General features: G+C 65.6%; 21 protein-coding genes. 11 read left to right on the top strand and 10 right to left on the bottom strand.

Features of this window, described 5'->3' with window-relative positions; genetic code table 11:
* Positions 1 to 28: 28 nt before the first annotated feature.
* Positions 29 to 463, top strand: a complete 435-nt coding sequence (locus ASE85_RS09625) for a response regulator (protein ID WP_056687194.1) — start codon at positions 29 to 31, stop codon at positions 461 to 463.
* On the opposite strand, the gene ASE85_RS09620 is transcribed toward ASE85_RS09625, so the two are convergent.
* Together ASE85_RS09620 and murA are read right to left on the bottom strand one after the other, a co-directional pair.
* Positions 411 to 1,937: a PAS domain-containing protein gene (locus tag ASE85_RS09620; RefSeq protein WP_056687190.1), complete on the bottom strand. Its 1,527-nt coding sequence runs from the start codon at positions 1,935 to 1,937 to the stop codon at positions 411 to 413. The two genes, ASE85_RS09625 and ASE85_RS09620, sit on opposite strands and share 53 nt — an antisense overlap.
* Positions 1,930 to 3,213, bottom strand: a complete 1,284-nt coding sequence (murA, locus tag ASE85_RS09615) for a UDP-N-acetylglucosamine 1-carboxyvinyltransferase (protein ID WP_056687187.1) — start codon at positions 3,211 to 3,213, stop codon at positions 1,930 to 1,932. The genes ASE85_RS09620 and murA overlap by 8 nt, the downstream gene beginning before the upstream one ends.
* Positions 3,214 to 3,420: 207 nt before the next feature.
* Here murA and ASE85_RS09610 point away from each other — a divergent pair, with 207 nt between their 5' ends.
* Positions 3,421 to 4,155, top strand: coding sequence for a Crp/Fnr family transcriptional regulator (locus tag ASE85_RS09610; RefSeq protein ID WP_056688624.1), 735 nt, complete (start codon positions 3,421 to 3,423; stop codon positions 4,153 to 4,155).
* A 54-nt stretch (positions 4,156 to 4,209) separates the two neighbouring features.
* Here ASE85_RS09610 and ASE85_RS09605 read toward each other — a convergent pair whose 3' ends face one another.
* The gene (locus ASE85_RS09605; RefSeq protein WP_056687184.1) at positions 4,210 to 4,776 is read right to left on the bottom strand and encodes an HNH endonuclease; all 567 of its coding nucleotides are present in this window, start codon (positions 4,774 to 4,776) and stop codon (positions 4,210 to 4,212) included.
* Between the two features lie 94 nt (positions 4,777 to 4,870).
* On the opposite strand from ASE85_RS09605, the gene gluQRS reads away from it, so the two are divergent.
* The 6 genes from gluQRS (at position 4,871) to egtD (ending at position 9,998) form a co-directional block, all read left to right on the top strand.
* Positions 4,871 to 5,773 carry a tRNA glutamyl-Q(34) synthetase GluQRS gene (gluQRS, locus tag ASE85_RS09600; protein ID WP_082462742.1) on the top strand — a complete coding sequence of 301 codons (903 nt, stop codon included), beginning with the start codon at positions 4,871 to 4,873 and terminating at the stop codon, positions 5,771 to 5,773.
* 11 nt (positions 5,774 to 5,784) lie between these two features.
* Positions 5,785 to 6,015: a twin transmembrane helix small protein gene (locus ASE85_RS09595; protein WP_056687180.1), complete on the top strand. Its 231-nt coding sequence runs from the start codon at positions 5,785 to 5,787 to the stop codon at positions 6,013 to 6,015.
* Positions 6,016 to 6,120: 105 nt separating this feature from the next.
* Positions 6,121 to 6,690: a cob(I)yrinic acid a,c-diamide adenosyltransferase gene (locus ASE85_RS09590; RefSeq protein WP_056687177.1), complete on the top strand. Its 570-nt coding sequence runs from the start codon at positions 6,121 to 6,123 to the stop codon at positions 6,688 to 6,690.
* 142 nt (positions 6,691 to 6,832) lie between these two features.
* Positions 6,833 to 7,687 (top strand): GGDEF domain-containing protein, encoded by an 855-nt coding sequence (locus tag ASE85_RS09585; RefSeq protein ID WP_056687174.1) that lies wholly within the window; start codon positions 6,833 to 6,835, stop codon positions 7,685 to 7,687.
* A gap of 81 nt (positions 7,688 to 7,768) precedes the next feature.
* Complete coding sequence (gene egtB, locus ASE85_RS09580) at positions 7,769 to 9,037, top strand: ergothioneine biosynthesis protein EgtB (RefSeq protein ID WP_056687172.1); 1,269 nt, start codon at positions 7,769 to 7,771, stop codon at positions 9,035 to 9,037.
* Position 9,038: 1 nt separating this feature from the next.
* On the top strand, positions 9,039 to 9,998 hold the full coding sequence (gene egtD, locus ASE85_RS09575; RefSeq protein WP_056687169.1) for an L-histidine N(alpha)-methyltransferase: 960 nt from the start codon (positions 9,039 to 9,041) through the stop codon (positions 9,996 to 9,998).
* A 154-nt stretch (positions 9,999 to 10,152) separates the two neighbouring features.
* Here egtD and ASE85_RS09570 read toward each other — a convergent pair whose 3' ends face one another.
* From ASE85_RS09570 to ASE85_RS09560, 3 genes are all read right to left on the bottom strand, one after another.
* Positions 10,153 to 10,857, bottom strand: coding sequence for an HAD family hydrolase (locus tag ASE85_RS09570; protein ID WP_056687167.1), 705 nt, complete (start codon positions 10,855 to 10,857; stop codon positions 10,153 to 10,155).
* A 172-nt stretch (positions 10,858 to 11,029) separates the two neighbouring features.
* On the bottom strand, positions 11,030 to 12,109 hold the full coding sequence (locus tag ASE85_RS09565; RefSeq protein ID WP_056687164.1) for a DUF1176 domain-containing protein: 1,080 nt from the start codon (positions 12,107 to 12,109) through the stop codon (positions 11,030 to 11,032).
* 67 nt (positions 12,110 to 12,176) lie between these two features.
* Entirely contained in the window at positions 12,177 to 13,490 is a 1,314-nt protein-coding gene (locus ASE85_RS09560; protein ID WP_056687162.1) for a NupC/NupG family nucleoside CNT transporter, read from the bottom strand.
* A 171-nt stretch (positions 13,491 to 13,661) separates the two neighbouring features.
* Here ASE85_RS09560 and ASE85_RS09555 point away from each other — a divergent pair, with 171 nt between their 5' ends.
* From ASE85_RS09555 to ASE85_RS09545, 3 genes are read left to right on the top strand one after another with little or no spacing between them, the layout of a single operon-like run.
* A complete protein-coding gene (locus tag ASE85_RS09555) occupies positions 13,662 to 14,561 on the top strand; it encodes an intradiol ring-cleavage dioxygenase (protein WP_056687159.1) in 900 nt (299 codons plus the stop codon).
* Positions 14,562 to 14,574: 13 nt separating this feature from the next.
* Positions 14,575 to 15,342 (top strand): response regulator, encoded by a 768-nt coding sequence (locus tag ASE85_RS09550; protein WP_056687155.1) that lies wholly within the window; start codon positions 14,575 to 14,577, stop codon positions 15,340 to 15,342.
* On the top strand, positions 15,339 to 16,661 hold the full coding sequence (locus tag ASE85_RS09545) for an ATP-binding protein (RefSeq protein WP_056687152.1): 1,323 nt from the start codon (positions 15,339 to 15,341) through the stop codon (positions 16,659 to 16,661). Before ASE85_RS09550 ends, ASE85_RS09545 begins: the two co-directional genes overlap by 4 nt.
* Positions 16,662 to 16,671: 10 nt before the next feature.
* Here ASE85_RS09545 and ASE85_RS09540 read toward each other — a convergent pair whose 3' ends face one another.
* The 4 genes from ASE85_RS09540 to ASE85_RS09525 form a co-directional block, all read right to left on the bottom strand.
* Positions 16,672 to 17,139, bottom strand: coding sequence for a MarR family transcriptional regulator (locus ASE85_RS09540; RefSeq protein WP_056687149.1), 468 nt, complete (start codon positions 17,137 to 17,139; stop codon positions 16,672 to 16,674).
* Entirely contained in the window at positions 17,117 to 17,554 is a 438-nt protein-coding gene (locus ASE85_RS09535) for a hypothetical protein (protein WP_056688621.1), read from the bottom strand. The genes ASE85_RS09540 and ASE85_RS09535 overlap by 23 nt, the downstream gene beginning before the upstream one ends.
* A 112-nt stretch (positions 17,555 to 17,666) precedes the next feature.
* Positions 17,667 to 18,011 carry a hypothetical protein gene (locus tag ASE85_RS09530; RefSeq protein ID WP_056687147.1) on the bottom strand — a complete coding sequence of 115 codons (345 nt, stop codon included), beginning with the start codon at positions 18,009 to 18,011 and terminating at the stop codon, positions 17,667 to 17,669.
* A 67-nt stretch (positions 18,012 to 18,078) separates the two neighbouring features.
* A complete protein-coding gene (locus ASE85_RS09525) occupies positions 18,079 to 18,609 on the bottom strand; it encodes a response regulator transcription factor (protein WP_268795124.1) in 531 nt (176 codons plus the stop codon).
* Positions 18,610 to 18,796 lie beyond the last annotated feature (187 nt).

The following is an 18,796-nucleotide window of genomic DNA, read 5'->3' as shown; positions in this document are numbered from 1 at the left end:
ATCTATTCCAGATTTTACAGGTCATGAAATGCGCAAGAAGGTTTTAATCGTCGAGGACGAGATTTTCGTCGCACTGGAGATCGAGCAGATCGTCGAGGATGCCGGATTCGCCGTCGCCGCGATCGCCGCCGATCGTCCGGCTGCGCTGGCCGGTGCGAACGATTGCGACATCGCGCTGGTCGATCTCAACCTGCGCGATGGGCCGACCGGGCCGCAGATCGGCATGGAGCTGGCGGCGCGGCATGGCATTCGCGTGATCTATGTCACCGCCAACCCGGCCCAGATCGGCGCAGCGTCGGGTGCGGCGCTGGGAGTGATCATCAAGCCGTTCCGTCCCCAGAGCATCGCCGCTGCGCTGCAACTGGCCGCTGCGGAGCAGCCTGACCTGACCGAGGCGGAGATTGCCGGCTTTACGCCGTTCCCGCCGCCCGGCTCATGGAACGGGATGGAATCCAGAGGCTGAGCCGCAGGCCGTCCGGTCGCCAGTGCCGTTCGATCCGCCCACCCAATTGCCGTTCGACGCTGAGCGTCATGAGGCGGGTGCCGAAGCCGTCCGGGCGACCGGACAGGACCGCCGGGCCGCCCTCTTCCTGCCAGTCGATGCAGACATTGCTGCCATCCACCGCGACATGCAGGCGAACAAGACCATCGGTTTCCGACAGCGCGCCATATTTGGCAGCGTTGGTCGCCAGTTCGTGGAACAATAGCGCCAGCGGCGTCGCGGAGCGATCGTCGATCGCCGGGTCGTCGCCAGACAGCACGATGCGTGCGCCGGTTTCGTTGCGATAGGGCGCGAAAATCTGGGCAAGCAGTCCGCGCAGGCTGCCTTGTCCGCCGCCGATCCTGGGCGCGGATTCAGCGCTGTGCGGCCGCACGAAATCATGGGCGCGACCCAGCGCCAGGATGCGGTCACGCAGATCGTCCGCGACATCGCTGATTTCCGGGTGCTGGCGCGCCGACAGGCCGATCAGGCCTGCGATCACCGAAAAGATATTCTTGATCCGGTGCGACAGTTCGTGCGCGATCATCTCGCGCTCTTCCATCATCAGCTTCTGTTCGTGAATATCGGTGCAAGTGCCCATCCACCGCACGATCACGCCGTCGCCGTCACGGATCGGCAGCGCGCGGCCCAGCGTCCAGCGATATTCGCCGCTATGATGCCGCAACCGATATTCGATCTCGTAAGGCTCGCCGGTGGCCAGGCTGTTACGCCATCGCGCCCAGGCGCGGTCCTGATCGTCGGGATGGAACACACCGTTCCACGCCTCGCCATCCGTCGATCCGACGGGCATGCCCGTATAATCATACCAGCGGGCGTTATAATAATCATGATAGCCGTCGGCCAGGGTCGACCAGACCATCTGCGGCATGGCGTCCGACAAGGTGCGGAACAGACGATCGCTGTCGGCGATCGCGGCTGCGTCCATCCGTTGACGCAGGATCAGGCTGCGGTCGCGGCGGCGCCCTTCCAGTTCGGCCATGACCTGGCGGGCCAGCAGGGTCAGGCCGTGGCGCTGGAGCGGGGTCAGGTCGTCGCGGGGCACGGTGTCGATGACGCACAACGCACCCAAAGGCTCGCCGTCCGAGCCGACCAGCGGCGCACCGGCGTAGAAGCGGATATGCGGCGCGCCGGTGACCAGCGCATTGTTGGCGAAACGCGGATCGCGGGTCGCATCGGGGACGAGGAAGATGTCCCCCCCCAACATCGCGAGCGCGCAGAAAGACACGTCGCGCGGCGTTTCTTCAGCGTCCAGACCGACACGGGACAGGAAACGCTGGCGCACATCTTCGACTATGCTGACCAGCGCGATCGGCACGCCGCACAATTGCGCGGCGAAGCCCGTAATCTCATCGAGACTGTGGAAGCCGCCGGCGTCCAGATCATAGAGCGCCAGCAACGTCGCCCGATCGGTCGCCAGGCCGCATGTCTCAGCCATCGCTGACCCGTTCGATATCCGCGCCGACGGCGGACAGCTTTTCTTCCAGCCGTTCATAGCCGCGATCGAGATGATAGACGCGCTGGACCTGGGTTTCGCCTTCGGCGGCAAGACCGGCAAGGATGAGGCTCATCGAAGCGCGCAGGTCGGTCGCCATCACCGGCGCCCCGACCAGCCTGTCCACGCCGCGCACCACGGCGGTCCGGCCGTTGACGGCGATGTCCGCGCCCATGCGCGCCAGTTCCGGTACGTGCATGTAGCGATTTTCAAAGATGGTTTCGGTCAGCACCGATGCGCCGTCCGCCTTGGTCAGCATCGCCATGAACTGCGCCTGCATATCGGTCGGGAAAGCCGGGAACGGCGCCGTCGACAGGGTCAGCGGCTTGAGCTTGCCGTCCGAGGAGATGCGGATGCCGTTCTTGTGCGGATCGACCTGTACCCCCGCATCGCGCAGGGCGGCGAGGATGGCGTGCATGTCGTCGGCATTGGCGCCGATCAGATCGATCGATCCGCCGGTGATGGCGGCGGCGCAGGCGTAGCTGCCCGCCTCGATCCGGTCGGGCATGACGCTGTAGGTCGCGCCGTGCAGCCGATCGCGGCCGTGGATGACCAGCTTGTCGGTGCCGATGCCCTCAATGTCCGCGCCCATCGCGACGAGCAGGTTGCAGAGATCGACGATTTCCGGTTCGCGCGCCGCATTTTCGAGGATGCAGGTGCCCTTGGCCAGCGAGGCCGCCATCACCGCATTTTCGGTGGCGCCGACCGACACGACCGGGAAGGTGTAGATGCCGCCGGGCAGGCCGCCGTCCGGCACGCTGGCGCGGACATAGCCGGCCGTGGTTTCGAGCGTCGCGCCGAAGGCTTCCAGCGCCTTCAAATGCAGGTCGATCGGGCGATTGCCGATGGCGCAGCCGCCGGGCAGAGACACGCGCGCTTCGCCGACACGGGCGAGCAGCGGACCCAGCACCAGAATCGACGCGCGCATTTTCCGCACGATGTCATAGGGCGCTTCGGTCGAGGTGACGCGGCCGGCGCGCATCGTCAGGACGCGTCCGAAATCCTCCGGCCGGGCGCCCTCGATCATGGTCGATACGCCCAACTGGTTCAGCAGATGGCCGAAACTGTCGACGTCGGCCAGACGCGGCAGATTGCGCAGCGTCACCGGCTCGTCGGTCAGCAACGCGCAAGGCAGCAACGTCAGGGCGGCGTTCTTTGCGCCGGAGATGGGAAGGCGGCCGTTGAGCGTGTTGCCGCCGCGAATGTGAATGCGGTCCATTGGGCAGGGTTAATAGCGCTTAATGCGAGCCGCGCAAGGCGGCTGCGGGGTCATTCGACAGCGCGATCCGGGCGGACCGGCGGCAATGTGAAACATTATTGCAAAGCGTGGCCCGACCTTGATCGAGTTTAGTGCGCGTTCTGAAAATGCAGCCAAAAGGCGGATAGGGCGTTCTGCCATCGTAACGACAATGCAAAGAAGGTGTTTTTGGTGGCAACGAGTTGTTTCGCGGAAAGGCTGGCAAAACAGGTGCCGCTGTCCGATGCGGAAAAGAAGGCATTGGCCCGGCTCGAGGAAAATCCGCGCAAGGTGAAGCGCGGCGCAATGATCCAGCGCGTCAATGAGACGGTGACGGAATTGTTCGTGCTGCGCGAAGGCCGGGTGATGAGCTATGTCATCCTGCCCGATGGGAGCCGCCAGATATTGCGCGTCTATTTTCCCGGCGATTTCATCGGATCGGCCAGTACGATCTATAGCAAGGCGCCCGAATCGCTGGTCGCTCTGTCGGATGCGATCGTCTGTCCGTTCGACAAGCATGCGCTGCGCCGGCTGCTGGAGGAATATCCGCGCGTCGCCGCGCTGCTGTTCCTGCTGTCCAATGCGGAGCGGGTCGCGATGACCGACCGGCTGGCCGCGCTGGGCCGCACATCGGCCAAGGCGCGCGTAGCATCCTTCCTGCTGGACATGTTCGACCGGCTGCGCGTGACCGACGACAGCATCACCGACAGTTTCGACCTGAAATTGACACAGGAGGAGATCGGCGATTCGATCGGCCTGACGTCGGTCCATGTGAACCGCATGATCCGTCAGATGGAGCTGGAAGGGCTGATCAGCCGATCCAACGGCCGCATCATCATGAACGACATGGCCCGGCTGGAAGATATCGGCCATTATACCAACCGGCACAAGGACATGGACTTAGACTGGTTGCCGGTCGGCTGAAGCCGTCCTTGGGAACTGGTTGCCGGTCGGCTGAGGGCGAACGGGTCATGCCGGTCAGGCCAGCAGTTCGACGTCCCAATAGAGCCAGTCGTGCCAGCTTTCATGCAGATAGCCGGGCGGGAAGGCACGGCCATGTTCCAGCAATTGCCAGCTTGTCGGGCGGATCGGCTGGACATGCAGGCGCATGCCCGCTTGCCTGGGCGTCCGCCCGCCCTTTTTGAGGTTGCAGGGCGAGCAGGCGGTCGCGACATTTTCCCAGGTGGTGCGCCCGCCCGCGCGGCGCGGCACGACATGATCGAAGGTCAGATCGGCGCCGGTGCCGCAATATTGGCAGGCGAACTTGTCGCGCAGGAACAGGTTGAAGCGGGTGAAGGCGGGATGTTCGGACGGCCGCACATATTGTTTGAGCGCGATGACCGAGGGTATCTTCATTTCCAGGCTGGGACTGTGCACATGCCGCTCATAGCTGGCGATGATGTCCACCCGGTCGAGGAACACCGCCTTGATCGCCGTCTGCCAGGGCCAGAGGCTGAGCGGATAATAGCTGAGCGGCGTGAAATCCGCATTCAGAACAAGTGCCGGACAATTTTCCGGATGCCGTATGAGGTCGGGATGGTACATAAAAACCTTCTTCCCCCTTGTCCCCGCCGCTGATCGTCCAGCAAGGTGACAGGGGCATGACAGCATTAACGAATATCTCCCGTCAAGAGCCTGTATGACTCATCTTGTCGCACCACTGCATATGGTGACCCGCTTCGCCCCCAGCCCCACTGGATTGCTGCATGTCGGCCATGGCTGGTCGGCGTTGATGGGACATGCCATGGCGCGCGCGGCAGGCGGGGCCTTTCGCCTGCGGATCGAGGATATCGACGGCACGCGGAGTCGGCACGAGCATGTCGCGGGGATATTGGCCGATCTGCGCTGGCTGGGCGTGGATTGGGATGGCGAAGCGATGTTCCAGTCGCGGCGGCTGGACCAGTATGATGCGGCGCTCGCCCGGCTGCGGGCGGAGGGTTTGCTCTACCCCTGTTTCTGCACGCGCGCGGACATACAGGCCAGCCTGACCGCGCCGCATGGCCCGGAAGGGCCGGTCTATCCGGGGACGTGCCGGGGACTGAGCACGGCCGAACGCACCCGGCGCATCGCCGCTGGCGAGGCCCATGCCTGGCGGATCGACATCGGCCGGGCGGTGGCGCGGGTTGGCGGGCTGGAGTGGCGCGCGCTTCCATTTCCGCCCGGCGGCGAAGCAGATCGGCGCGTCACCGCTGCCCCGCTCATCCATGGCGACGTCGTTCTGGCGCGCAAGGATGCGCCGGCCAGCTATCATCTGTCCTGCACGCTGGACGATGCCGCCATGGGCGTGACCCATGTGCTGCGCGGCGACGACCTTTTTACCGCCACCCATGTCCACCGACTGATCCAGGCGCTGCTGGACCTGCCCAGCCCCGCCTATGTCCACCATCCGTTGCTGCTGGGCGCCGATGGCAGGCGGCTGGCCAAGCGCGACGGGGCGATCGCGCTGGCCGAACTGCGCCGCGACGGCATGGACCCGGCGGTGCTGGCGGCGGACCTGCGCGCGGGACGCTTTCCCATTGGCATAACCCTCGCAAGCGCCTAGCATCGGACGTTATGAACACGATCCTCGTCATCGCCCTGATCCTTGCCATGATCGCCACGCTGGTCGCGCTGATCCGGGGCATCGTCGCCTTCCTTCAGACGACCAAGGAAGAGCTGAACCTGCCCGAAGGGGTGGTGCGCCCGTCCAGCCTGAAGCAGAACAAGATGATGCTGAACCGCATCCTGTTTCAGGCGGCGGCGATCATCATCGTCGCGATCCTGTTGATGTCCAAGGGGCACTGAGCGTTTTGCCGTCGGCTGGAACAGCCAACGGCGCGCACGACGCGAAACCGAAAAACGCCGCCAAACCAATCTGCCCAAACACGCCGACGGACGAATCGCCCTTTCATGGTCAAGCTGAACAAGATCTACACCCGCACGGGTGACGACGGCACCACAGGTCTGGTCGACGGATCGCGCCTGCCCAAACATGCGCCGCGCATGCAGGCGGTGGGCGACGTGGACGAGGCGAACAGCGCGATCGGGATTGCCATCGTGGCCATGGGCGCGGGCGAAGAAGCGGACTGGCTGACCACCATCCAGAACGACATGTTCGATCTGGGCGCCGATCTGGCCACGCCCATTCCCGACGGGCCGGACGAACCCTGGGCGCTGCGCATCGTGGCGAGTCAGGTCGCGCGGCTGGAGCAGCAGATCGACGCCATGAACGCCGATCTGAACCCGCTCGACAGTTTCATTCTGCCGGGCGGATCGTCCGCCGCTGCCGCCGTTCACCTCGCCCGCGCTATCACGCGCCGGGCCGAGCGCAGCGCGACCGCCGCCGCGACCGGGGTGGCGCTGAACCCGCAGGCCCTCGCCTATATCAACCGCCTGTCCGACCTGCTGTTCGTGCTGGCGCGGCGATTGAACGGCAATGGCGCGGCCGATGTGAAATGGGTGCCGGGCGCGTCGCGCTGACCGCCGGGCAACTGTCTGGAAACACGGCCTGACTCTTGGGCGACACGGCTGATCGTATATCGGACAATTAACCCTGTTTCTTCAGAGGGCGTTTAGGGCCAGCCGGAGATGGGGCATCGGTTGATACCGGACGGGGACCGCCATGCACTTTTATCTGGCCACTTCCTTCATTTTTCCGCGCTCGTTGCGCCTGCGTTTGTTCACTCTCTGCTTCATCGCCACCCATCTGCCGCTGCTTACCTATCTGGGTTGGGGTTTTGCCAGCGGTCGCATACAGTGGACGGAATTCCTGTTGCTGACCATGGCCACGGTGGTCGGCACCGGCATCGCCCTGATGGGCATCGGCGCGTTGTTGAACCCCATTCATGCGCTGGCCGAAACGCTGCATCGGGGCGAAGGCGAAGTGCACGCCCTGCCGGAGGTCGGCGACGTCATCCACACCCTGTATGCCGGGGTGCAGCGTGCGGCCCATGCCACGCGCGAGCGGATGGACCATCTGCACCAGGCGGCGCATGAAGACCCGCTGACCGGCATCGCCAACCGGCGGGGTTTCCTCAACCATATGGAGGCCGTGCCCGAAGACCGGCGCAAGGGCTGCGTCGCCATCATCGACATCGACTATTTCAAGCGGGTCAACGACCTGAAGGGCCATGAAGAGGGCGACCGGGTGCTGGCCGCCTTCGCCACCCGCCTGTCGGCACTGGTCCGCCGCGTCGACATGGTGGCGCGCTGGGGCGGCGAGGAATTCGCCATCTTCTTTCAGGATTGTATCGAGGATGAGGCGAGCTGGTCGCTGGCGCGGATCGCCAGCCTGATGCGCAGCGACCCGATCGGCGAGGTGAACGACCGGCCGATCAGCTTTTCCGCCGGCATATGCCGCTGGACCGGTGGCGATCTGGACGAGGCGCTGCGCCGCGCCGACGATGCGCTGTACGAGGCCAAGCAATCGGGCCGCGACCGGGTATGCCGCGCGGTGCCGATCCTGCAAGAGGTGTGACCTTTGGGTCAGGGTGGAACCCTCGGCTAGTTTCATGCGCTTAGCTTCCGAGAGCGGCCAACCGTATCGGAAGGGGCAGACATGGCAAAAAGCTGGACCGACGCCCATCAGGATGATCTGGAGGAGCGCTATCGTGCCGTGCGCGCGCTGACGCAGGCGCTGGCCGCTCCGCTGTCCGACGCCGACGCCACCGTCCAGTCGATGCCCGACGCATCGCCCGCCAAATGGCATCTGTCGCATGTAAGCTGGTTTTTCGAGACGTTCGTGCTGCGCGATCATGTGACGGGCTATCGCCCGTTCGACCCGCGCTACGCCTTCCTGTTCAACAGCTATTATGAGGCGGAGGGCGCGCGCCATGCCCGGCCGTTGCGGGGCATGCTGACCCGCCCGTCGCTGACCGAAATCTATGCCTATCGCGCCCATGTCGACTCGGCGTTGACCGGTGCGCTGGGCATGTTGCCGCAGGCGGCGCGCGCCTTGGTGACGCTGGGCCTGCATCATGAGCAGCAGCATCAGGAATTGCTGCTGACCGATTTGCTCCACCTTTTTTCGCTCAACCCGCTGGAGCCGGCGCTGTTCGAGGCGCCGAGCGCCGCCCCGGTCGACCTGCCCGGCCCGCTCCACTGGATCGAGGGGCGCGAGGGGCTGGTGGAAATGGGCGAGGATGGCCACAACGCCTTCGCTTTCGATTGCGAAGGGCCACGGCACAAGGCGGTGCTGCGCCCGCATGCGCTGGCGCATCGACCCATTACCAATGGCGAATGGATCGCCTTCATCGAGGATGGCGGATACCGCACCGCCGCCCACTGGCTGTCGGATGGCTGGGCCTGGGCGCAGGCCGAGGGGATCGACGCGCCGCTCTACTGGAAACAGGGTGAGCAGGGTTGGACCCGCTTTGGGCTGGACGGACGGCAGCCGGTCAACCCCGCCGCCCCCGTCACCCATATCAGCCTGTATGAAGCGGACGCCTATGCCAGTTGGGCCGGTGCGCGTTTGCCGACCGAAGCGGAATGGGAATGCGCGGCGCAGAATGTCGCCGCGATCAGCGGCAACCAACTGGACGGCCCCACCTGTCCCCGCCCCCGCCCGGCGGAAGCAGGCACCAGCCTGACCCAGATGTTCGGCGACGTATGGGAATGGACCGGCAGCGCGTATCGCCCCCATCCCGGCTTCCGCGCGGCACCCGGCGCGGTCGGGGAATATAATGGCAAGTTCATGTCCGGCCAGTTCGTGCTGAAGGGCGGCAGTTGCGCCACGCCGCGCGGCCATGGGCGGGCCAGCTACCGCAATTTCTTTTACCCTCATCAACGCTGGCAGTTCACCGGGCTGCGGCTGGCCAAGGATCTTTGACATGCTGCTGACCGGTCAGGCGGTGCCCTTTGCCGCGACCATCGACCCGGCCTTTCGCCACGACATCATCGAAGGCCTCTCGCGCAGTCCCAAGGCGACGCCCCCCATCTGGTTCTACGACCGGCGCGGGTCGGAATTGTTCGAGGCGATCACCGACCTGCCCGAATATTATCCGACCCGTACCGAAACCGCGCTGCTGACGGCTCATGGTGCGGATTTCGCCGCTGCGATCGGGACGGGCCGGGCGGTGGTGGAGTTCGGCGCGGGCAGTGCGCGCAAGACGCCGCATCTGCTGCGCGCCATCGCGCCGGCCGCCTATGTGCCGATCGACATCAGCGGCGACTTTCTGCATGCCAGCAGCGCGGAACTGGCGCAGGGCTTTCCCGACCTGCCGGTGCTGCCGGTGGTGGGCGATTTCAACGGACCACTGACGCTGCCCGCCGCGATCGAGGGGATGCCGCGCCTTGGCTTCTTTCCCGGCTCCACCATCGGCAATATGGAGCCGGACGCGGCGGTAGACCTGCTGCGCGCGATGCGCCGCCTGCTGGGCGATGATGCTCAATTGCTGATCGGCATGGACCGGATCAAGGATCGCGATCGGCTGATCGCCGCCTATGACGATGCGCAGGGCGTGACCGCCGCCTTCAACCTGAACCTCATCGAACGGATCAACCGCGAACTGGAGGGCGATCTGCCGATCGAGGACTTTGCCCATCGCGCCGTCTGGAATGACGGGAAGGCGCGGATCGAAATGCATCTGGAGGCGCGGCGGCCGCTGCATTTCCATGTTGCGGGCCAATGTTTCCACATGGCGGCAGGCGAGACGATCCATACCGAGAGCAGCCATAAATATGGCGCGCGCGACGAACGGTTGCTGCTGCGCGCCGGCGGATGGGAGCCGGCGACGGAGTGGGTGGACGCGGAGGGATTGTTCGCGCTGGTGCTGGCGAAGGCGGGGTAAAAGAGGACGGTCGGGGCAGGAAGCGACCACCCAAACTGCTTTAACCTGCATCGTCACCCTGACCTTGTTTCAGGGTCCATTTCTCCCCACAGAGCAATGGGTTATTGGGCCTGATGGATGCTGAAACAAGTTCAGCATGACGAATAGCCCCCCCCTACCCCGTCGCCAGCAACAGATCGCGCAGGTCGGTGAGGCTGGGCAGCACCTGCGCGCAGGCGAGCACCAGTTCTTCGGTCGGGGGGAGCAGGTCGGGGACCATCACCGTCGCCATGCCCGCCGCCACGGCCGAGCGGACGCCGGCATGGCTGTCCTCCACCGCGACGATATGGGCCGGGTCGATGCCCAGCCGCTGCGCAGCGAGCAGATAGGGTTCCGGGTGCGGCTTGGGTCGTTCGACGTCGCTGCGAGTCACGATGACGTCGAAATAATGGAGCAGGCCGCTCTTCTCCAGCCGCTGCTGCGCATAGGGCGCGGCGGTGGAGGTGGCGAGCGCCATGGGGATGCCCGCCTGCCTGAGATGATCGAGCAGCAGCAGCGCGCCGGGGCGCAGCGGGATGCCGGAATCGACCGCCGCCTCGAACAGGGCGTCGCTGTCGGCGTAGAATTGAGCGAGGGGGAAGTCCGGCCCCAGATGGCGGCTAAGCATCCGCTCATTTTCATCGCGATGGATGCCGACCATGGACAGGAGCAGCGCGTCCGACATCGGCCAGCCGATCGCGTCGCCCGTTTGCGCGAAGGCGCGACGATGCGCCGCTTCGGTGTCGATCAGCGTCCCGTCCATGTCGAAGATCACCGCGCGGATCGTGTCCGGCAGGGTCGAGGGGGTGGACGGGGCGGATTGGCGCAGCGGCTGGATCATGACACCGATATGGCGGCACTATGTGCATATTCCATTGCAAAAACGGGTGAGGCGATTGCGAATATTGCCTGAAGCAGGGATGACAGCATGGCGGGATGCGCGCATTCGTGTGAAGCTTTCCCCGGCGCAGGCCGGGGAACGGCAACCGCAGATTCACATCATGCCGGCCTTATCAGTCCGTCACCTGCGCCGACCATGTCCTGATCCAGTGCCAGGCGCCGCGACATTCGCCCATGCTGGTCGCCTCGATCAGGCGGAAGCGGGTGCCGTCCCAGACATAGGCTTCGCTGCCACCGCAATCGCCCAGTCCCCGCCCCTTGGCGAAGCTGTCGAGCCGGAGTTTCTCCTGCGTCCAGCCGGCATTGACCAGCATCGGCCGCGATTCCTCCTCGCTCCAGCCCGGCTTCATGTCGAAGCCGGCCAGGCGGAAGGCGCGGCGGCCGGGGTCGCCGGTCGCGATCACGGGGATGGCCGTGAAATTATAGGCGCCGCTGCCGCAGGGGACGAGGATCAGCGTCTCGGACTTGGACAGGCGATAGAGTTGCGGCGGTTCGGCGCCCTTCATCTCGTTGGCGCATCCGGTGAACTTGCCGATGGCGGTCAGTTCCTCGCGCCACAGCGCGACAGGCGCGCTCGTGCCCGGCAGCGGCGCGCGGCGGATGGTGGGCGCCACCGGGGCGGCGCGCACGGCGATCGGCCCCATGGCCCCGGTCGCGACCAGCGCCGTGCTGGTGCCCGCCCGGCCCTGCCGCGCGTCCATATAGCGCAGGGCCGCCCCCGATCCGGCCAAGGACGGCTTGCCGAGCGAACGATTGCCCGACCTGATTTCGAGCGTGCCGCCGCGCGCCATGGCGATGGCCAGCGCGGACGCCTGCGGCCCGCGCAGCGTGGCGTCGCCCTCGCGGCTCATGGCGCTGGCGATGCGGCGCCCGTCGACATGGAAACTGAACTCGCCGCCGCCCTTGCCGTCGCGGCTGACCCACACTTCGGCGGCGGCATCCGGTCCCGCATCACGGACGACGCCGACCATGATCGGGCTGTCGGGCCATACGCCGCCTTCGGGCAGCAGCGATACGGCCTCACAGCGGTTGCGATTGTCGCAACCGATGGTCCAGTCCCTGAAGGTTTCCAGCGCGCCGGGTTTTGGACCTTGCGCGCTTTTGATCGGTTCGGATGCCGCCGCTTGCGCGGCGACCGCGCCCGTCGAGCCGAGTGCCGCCAGCGCGGCCACGAAAAAATGCTTTGCCCCCATGGGTTAACCATAACCGATTTGCATCGGCAGGGGTAGGCCCAACGTTACGCTATCGTCCCGATCGCGATCAGAGGCTGAGCATCAACCCTGCCAGCGCCGCGCTCATCAGATTGGCGAGGCTGCCCGCGACAAGCGCCTTCAGCCCCAGCCTGGCGATCATCGGCCGCTGATTGGGGGCAAGATTGCCGGTCACCGCCATCTGGATCGCGATCGAGCTGAAATTGGCGAAGCCGCACAAGGCAAAGGTGATGATGGCGATGGTCGCGGGCGACAGCGCACCCTGCACCTGGCCAAGGTTGATATAGGCGACGAATTCGTTGAGCACGACCTTCGTTCCGAACAGCCCACCGGCCACCTGCGCCTCGTTCCAGGGAATGTTGAGCAGATACATGACCGGCTGGAAGACATAGCCGAGCAGCATCTGGAAGCTGAGGTCGGGATAGCCGAACCAGGCGCCGATGCCGCCCAATATGCCATTGGCCAGCGCCACCAGCGCGACGAAGGCCAGCACCATGGCGCCGACCGCGACGGCGAGTTTGACACCCGTTTGCGCCCCCTGCGCGGCGGCCATGATGAGGTTGGCGGGCTTTTCCTCATCATGGGTGGCGACCGGCATCGGCTCGCCCGGCGTGGTTTCCGCGTTCAGCGCCGCCGACACGGCTCCGCTGCGGCGCGTTTCGGGCAGGTGGATGTCATCCTCCAGCGGCAGTTCCGGTTCGCATTCCGGCACGTCGGGCATCATGATCTTGGCCATCAGCAGGCCGCCGGGCGCCGCCATGAAGCTGGCCGCGAGCAGATAGTCGATCTTGATCCCCATCGAGGCATAGGCGGCCAGGATAGTGCCCGCGACCCCGGCCATGCCGCTGGTCATCACGGTGAACAGTTGCGGCGGGGTGAGGCCGGCGAGATAGGGGCGGATGACCAGCGGGCTTTCGCTCTGCCCGACGAAGATGTTGGCGGCGGCGCACAGGCTTTCGACCTTGGACACGCCCGTCACCTTTTCGATCGCGCCGCCGACCCAGCGGACGATGAATTGCATGATGCCGAGATAATAGAGGATCGACACCAGACTGGCGAAGAAGATGATGACCGGCAGCGCGGCGATGGCGAAGCTGGCGCCGCCGATTTCGGGCTTGGCCAGCGGGCCGAAGATGAAGTCGGTGCCCGCCTGCGCATAGCTGAGCAAGTTGGCGACGCCGTGCGACATGCCGCCGATGATCGCGCGGCCGGCCGGGACGTAGAGCACCAATATGGCGATCCCCGCCTGCAACAGGAAAGCCGCGCCCACCACGCGCGGACGAATGGCGCGACGATCGGACGAGAGGGCGAAAGCGATGGCGAGAATGAGCAGGATGCCGGCGAGGCCGATAAGAAGATGCATGAAGCGCTTTCGCGGGAAATGACGAACCGGGCGACTATATGGCCCCCGACGCCGGGAAGCCAGAGCGTTTGACTGCTACAAAGTCGCTACATTGGGCAATCGGCCGGAGATGTGGCGCGGCTAGGGACGGTCCTTGAGGGTCTTTACACAAGATGAGAGGGATCAGGGTAGATGGCTGGCATGGATGACGCGCACGACCATGGGTTGATGCACGACCTGGAACAGATGCGCGCGCTGGCGCGGGAGGCAATCGGGCGGCGGCGTACCTTGCGGTTGCTTTTTTCGGCAAGCGGCGCGGCGCTGATCGGCGCATGTGGCGGCGGATCCGGGTCTTCGAGCGATTCGACAGCGACCCCGACACCCACGCCGACTCCAACACCTACGCCGACGCCCACCCCTACCCCTACTCCAACCGGCACCTGCATCGCCGATCCGACCGAAACCAACGGCCCCTATCCGGCCGACGGGTCCAACAGCAGCAATGGCAGCGTGGTCAATGTGCTGGACGACACGGGCATCGTGCGCACCGACATCCGGTCTAGCTTCGGTTCGTCCAGCGGCACGGCGGCGGGCATCACCATGACGCTGACCCTGACGGTGGTGAATGTGAACAGCGGTTGCGCCGCGCTGGAAGGCTATGCCGTCTATATCTGGCACTGCACCCGCGATGGGCTGTATTCGCTCTACACCGTGCCCGGCGAAAATTACCTGCGCGGCGTGGGCGTGACCGACGCCAACGGGCAGGTGACCTTCACCAGCATCTTCCCCGGCTGCTATGACGGGCGCTACCCGCATATCCATTTCGAGGTCTATCCCAGCCTGGCGCGCGCCACCAGCTATGCCAACCGCGTGCTGACGTCGCAGTTCGCGATGCCGACCGACGCCTGCGACACGGTCTACGCCACCAGCGGCTACAGCAGCAGCAAGACGAATTTCGCCAAGATCACCACCAGCAGCGACAATGTGTTCGGCGACAATACATCCGCGCAGGTCGCGGCGATGACGCCGACCATGACCGGCGACATCACCAACGGCTTCACCGGCACCGTGACGGTCGGCCTGGCAATCTGAAGGAAGGAACGGGATGACTTTGCAGGAGGCGCATTCCCCCGATATGCTGGCCGTCATGGACGGTTCACGCATATTGGTGGTCGACGATGATGCGGATATCCGCACGCTCCTGTCGGATTTCCTGGAACAGCATGGCTTTGCCGTGACGGCGGTGCCGGATGGCGCGCGCATGGACGAGGTGCTGGCCGTGCAGGATTTCGACATCGCCGTGCTGGACGTGATGATGCCGGGCGAGGATGGCCTGTCGATCCTGCGCCGCCTGTCGGCGCGGGGCGGCCTGCCGATCATCATGCTGTCGGCGATCGGCAGCGACATCGACCGGATCGTCGGCCTGGAAATGGGGGCGGAGGATTATCTGCCCAAACCCTGCAACCCGCGCGAACTGCTCGCCCGTGTGCGCACCGTGCTGCGCCGCCACCGCCGGCAGATGGCGCAAGCGCCGGAGGCCAGTGGCAAGCGGCTGCGCTTCGCCGGCTGGCAGGTGGACATGGGCGCGCGCCTGCTGACCGATCCCGACAATGTCGTCGTGACGCTGACCGACGGCGAATTTCGCTTGCTGCGGGCCTTTATCGAGCATCCGCGCCGGGTGCTGAGCCGCGACCAGTTGCTCGACTATTCGGCCGGCAGCGAAACCGAAAGCTACGACCGGGCGATCGACGTGCAGGTCAGCCGCCTGCGCCGCAAGCTGGAACGCGGTGCGCGGGCGGATGGAACGGACGATCTGGTCCGCACCATCCGCAACGAAGGCTATATGTTCACGGCCGAGGTCCGCCCGGTTTGACGCCGCCCAATCCGTCGATCCTGACGCGCATCGTCGCGCTGGTCGCCGCGACGCTGATGCTGGCGCTGGGCGCGATGATGCTGGTCGCCTTTCGCGGCCCGCCGCCCCATGCCCGGCCGATGATGCTGGGCGAGGCCGCCGCGCTGATGCAGGGCGGCGCGGTCCCGACCGGTAGCTGGACGGTGACGCGCTACCGGTCCGATCCGCCGCCGCTCGCCGAACCGGATCAGATCGAGGATCGCGGCATGGCGGCGCAGATCGCGGCCCTGCTGGGCGTTCGCCCGGCCGACGTCCGCGTGCTGCGCGAACAACCGCCGATGCGCATGGGCAATCCCGACCGGAAAGCATGGCCCCCGCCCGGTTTCGGCCCGGACCGGATGATGCTGCACGGGTCGGTCCTGCTGGCCCGCCATGGCGACGGCGGCTGGCAGGTGGTGCAGGCCCGGCAGGGCGCCAATCTGCGCTGGTATGCCATCACCCTGTCGCTGATGGCGGGGATTTTCGTCCTGCTGTTGCTGCCCGCTTATTGGGTGGCGCGGCGCATTACCCAGCCGATCCGGCGGCTGGCCGAGGGCGCGGCGACCGAGCGGCCGGAACGGGCCGACCCGCTGCCGCTGACCGGCCCGCCGGAGGTGCGCGCGGTCGGCGCCGCCTATAATCACATGCGCGCGCGCATCGCCGACTATCTGAACGAGCGGACGGCGATGCTGGTGGCGATCGCACATGACCTGCGCACACCGATGACCCGCCTGTCCTTCCGCCTGGAGGCTTTGCCCGACGGTCCGCGCGCCAAGGCGCAGGCGGATGTCGAGGAAATGCGGGCGATGGTTACCGACCTGCTCGATTTCATGCGTGGTCAAGGCGACGCCGCCGCCCATGTGCGCATCGACCTGAGCGCCATTGTCGAGACGCTGGCCGACGATCTGGCCGATATGGGACAGGATGTGACGGTGACGCGCAGCACCCGCGCAGTGATCCGTGGCGATGCCATCGCGCTGCGCCGCTGCGTCGCCAATCTGGTGGAGAATGCGGTGCGTTATGGCGGATCGGCGCGGATCGCGCTGGCGATCACGGGCGGGCGCGTGAGCGTTGCGGTCGAGGATGACGGGCCGGGCGTCCCGGACGAGACGATCGACCGGCTGTGCGAGCCATTTTATCGCGGCGAGGCGTCACGGAACCGGGAAACCGGCGGCGTCGGCCTGGGCCTGGCGATCGCCCGGCGCATCGCTGACGATCATGGCGGGCGGCTGGACTTCGCCAACCGGGTCGAGGGCGGATTGCGCGCGAGCGTGACCCTGCCGCTGGAACGGCAGGGCTAAGGCGCCCGGTTCACTCCTCGAAGGCGAGCGAGAACCAGGAGGCCATGGCGTCCATCGCCAATGGCGACAGGCGGATCGCGCGGCGGCGGCGGCTGTTAGGGGATGTGCGATGCTCGTCCAGCAGGCCGCGCCGCTCCATCGTGCCGACCTGCCCGACCACGACGCTCAAGGACAGGCGCAGCGTCTCGCTCAATTGCTCCAGCGTGAGCGCCCCGCCCTCCAGTTCCGCCTGATAGAGGGCCAGCAATATGTCCCAGGCCGGGTCCGAAAAGAGATTCTGCCCGAACAGCATCGCCCGCACGCGGCGGGCCTCCAGATAGCGGGCAAGGATGGGAAGCTGGTCCGTGCCCTCCCCGTCCAGAATGGCGGGTTCTTCCTTGCGGGCGTGGAAACTGGTCAGGCAGCGTTGCAGCGCGACCACCAGATCGACCGCTTCCTGGCTCGGCAGGTGCCGGTCAGGCGGGATATGCGCGGTCATGGGACGCCTTCCGGTCGAGTTCGATGCCGATGATGGTGAAGAGCAGCAGCGGGATCACCCAGACGGTGCTGAGCCCCGCGTAGATGCGCTCCGAAAAGCCGGGCAGCATCATCGTCACCACATGGGTCAATACGGTCATCAACTGGCTGGCCGTCGCCCAGATCGGCCAGTAGCGGTCGCTGCGCATCATCAGCCAGATGAGACAGCCCAGCAGCAGGGCGTCGACCAGCATCAGCCATATCTGGGTCGCGTGCCACGACCCGGCCAGTTGCGCCGGGATGGTGAGCAGCACGCAGCCCAGAAAGGCGGTGGTGAACCACCGGCCGTCCCGGCCGCCGAAAAAGACGGCGAAGACGCAGCCGAAAGCGGTCAGCATCCAGAAGAAAAGGGTCAGCCAGAAGGAAGCCACCGTCATCCACATTTCCAATTGAGAGGGGGGGCAAAGGTCATGCGGACGCGGTGGCCTCCACCGGAGCAGCCGTTCCGACCGGATCGGCCGCTCAGGTTTCTTGATGCGCCTTTTGTCGTCAGGCGACCAGGGTCAGGTGGCGCGCCGTTTCCTGCTGTTCCAGTTCCAGACCGATCGGACAACCGACCGACGTGACGGGAATGGCGCTATGTTCCAGGCAGCGGGTCAGCAGGGCGGTGGCGCGGATCATATCGCTGCGGCCCTCGATGATCTTGGTCGCGCTGTCATGAATCTGCTTGAGGATGCGCTGGCTTTCGCTGGCGGTCAGCCCCGAACCCTGCGACGCGGTAAGAAAGGCCGTGGTCAGTTGCGCGGCATCGACCAGCGCACTGTCGAAAGCGGCAAAGGCCTGGCGGGTCTGGTCGGCGACGGCCTGGGTCTTGATGGGATCGAGGTTGAGCACAAGTCTTCTCCTTCGCACCAGCCCCGGCCGGGCGGCGCGTTGTTCGGCGTAGCGATTTTCGGATGGATCAGCCCAGGACCGTAAAGGCCCCGGCAATGAGCAGCAGCAGAGTGACGACGCCAACCCCGGTCAGGACCGCGGCGCGGATCATCGCCAAAAGGCGGCCATCTTTACTCAGTTCATTGGTCGATCCCCCGAGCGGCGGGCCGAAGGCGAGGATGCGGTTCAGGAGCGTCTTGTGCTCCGTCTGCCCATCCGGCCTGTCCGGCTGAACAAGGGATGACGCAGGTTCGGGATCGGAGGCAAGCGGCTCCGGTTGATATATCAAAGGCTGATATGTGTCACTTTGGGGCGCTGGTTCCGCCACCGAAACGAACAGGCGCGCGGCTTCCTTGCGCGATGGCACGCCGAATTTGCGCAAACTGGTGCGGACGCGCTGATCGACCGTATGCTCCGACACATGGAGCTGACGGGCGATCTCCTTGGAATTGAAGCCCTGCGCCACCAGCCGCAGGCACTGCTTTTCCCCCTCGCTCAAGGCCGGAAGGGTTTCCGCCACGTCGTCATTCCTCCTGCGTGCGCCGCCGGCCTGAGACATCGACCGGCATGGAAAGGCCCTACGCCTTCCCCAATTTGCGAACCAGCCGTTATGATTCGGTTCACGCTGGGTCTAAATTCGCACGATATGGGCAACAGGCGCAATGTAGATGGCCGGCGCGGTCATCCACCGCGCCGGCCATGGCTGGAGATACTGTGCGGAACATCCCCGCAATAGCTGTGACAGT

The organism is Sphingobium sp. Leaf26, from assembly GCF_001421665.1.
Classification (GTDB): Bacteria; Pseudomonadota; Alphaproteobacteria; order Sphingomonadales; family Sphingomonadaceae; genus Sphingobium.
Note: the sequence above shows the minus strand (reverse complement) of the source record. Positions and strands in the feature narration are given on the sequence as shown.

What these genes read in the sequence shown, in the direction of transcription:
- ASE85_RS09560 (WP_056687162.1), bottom strand. Translation starts at nt 13,490, where the DNA reads ATGCATCTTCTTATCGGCCTCGCCGGCATCCTGCTCATTCTCGCCATC.
- ASE85_RS09595 (WP_056687180.1), top strand. Translation starts at nt 5,785, where the DNA reads ATGAACACGATCCTCGTCATCGCCCTGATCCTTGCCATGATCGCCACG.
- ASE85_RS09535 (WP_056688621.1), bottom strand. Translation starts at nt 17,554, where the DNA reads ATGACGGTGGCTTCCTTCTGGCTGACCCTTTTCTTCTGGATGCTGACC.
- gluQRS (WP_082462742.1), top strand. Translation starts at nt 4,871, where the DNA reads ATGACTCATCTTGTCGCACCACTGCATATGGTGACCCGCTTCGCCCCC.
- ASE85_RS09590 (WP_056687177.1), top strand. Translation starts at nt 6,121, where the DNA reads ATGGTCAAGCTGAACAAGATCTACACCCGCACGGGTGACGACGGCACC.
- ASE85_RS09525 (WP_268795124.1), bottom strand. Translation starts at nt 18,609, where the DNA reads ATGTCTCAGGCCGGCGGCGCACGCAGGAGGAATGACGACGTGGCGGAA.
- ASE85_RS09605 (WP_056687184.1), bottom strand. Translation starts at nt 4,776, where the DNA reads ATGTACCATCCCGACCTCATACGGCATCCGGAAAATTGTCCGGCACTT.
- egtD (WP_056687169.1), top strand. Translation starts at nt 9,039, where the DNA reads ATGCTGCTGACCGGTCAGGCGGTGCCCTTTGCCGCGACCATCGACCCG.
- ASE85_RS09565 (WP_056687164.1), bottom strand. Translation starts at nt 12,109, where the DNA reads ATGGGGGCAAAGCATTTTTTCGTGGCCGCGCTGGCGGCACTCGGCTCG.
- ASE85_RS09625 (WP_056687194.1), top strand. Translation starts at nt 29, where the DNA reads ATGCGCAAGAAGGTTTTAATCGTCGAGGACGAGATTTTCGTCGCACTG.
- ASE85_RS09555 (WP_056687159.1), top strand. Translation starts at nt 13,662, where the DNA reads ATGGCTGGCATGGATGACGCGCACGACCATGGGTTGATGCACGACCTG.
- ASE85_RS09620 (WP_056687190.1), bottom strand. Translation starts at nt 1,937, where the DNA reads ATGGCTGAGACATGCGGCCTGGCGACCGATCGGGCGACGTTGCTGGCG.
- murA (WP_056687187.1), bottom strand. Translation starts at nt 3,213, where the DNA reads ATGGACCGCATTCACATTCGCGGCGGCAACACGCTCAACGGCCGCCTT.
- ASE85_RS09585 (WP_056687174.1), top strand. Translation starts at nt 6,833, where the DNA reads ATGCACTTTTATCTGGCCACTTCCTTCATTTTTCCGCGCTCGTTGCGC.
- egtB (WP_056687172.1), top strand. Translation starts at nt 7,769, where the DNA reads ATGGCAAAAAGCTGGACCGACGCCCATCAGGATGATCTGGAGGAGCGC.
- ASE85_RS09570 (WP_056687167.1), bottom strand. Translation starts at nt 10,857, where the DNA reads ATGATCCAGCCGCTGCGCCAATCCGCCCCGTCCACCCCCTCGACCCTG.
- ASE85_RS09540 (WP_056687149.1), bottom strand. Translation starts at nt 17,139, where the DNA reads ATGACCGCGCATATCCCGCCTGACCGGCACCTGCCGAGCCAGGAAGCG.
- ASE85_RS09550 (WP_056687155.1), top strand. Translation starts at nt 14,575, where the DNA reads ATGACTTTGCAGGAGGCGCATTCCCCCGATATGCTGGCCGTCATGGAC.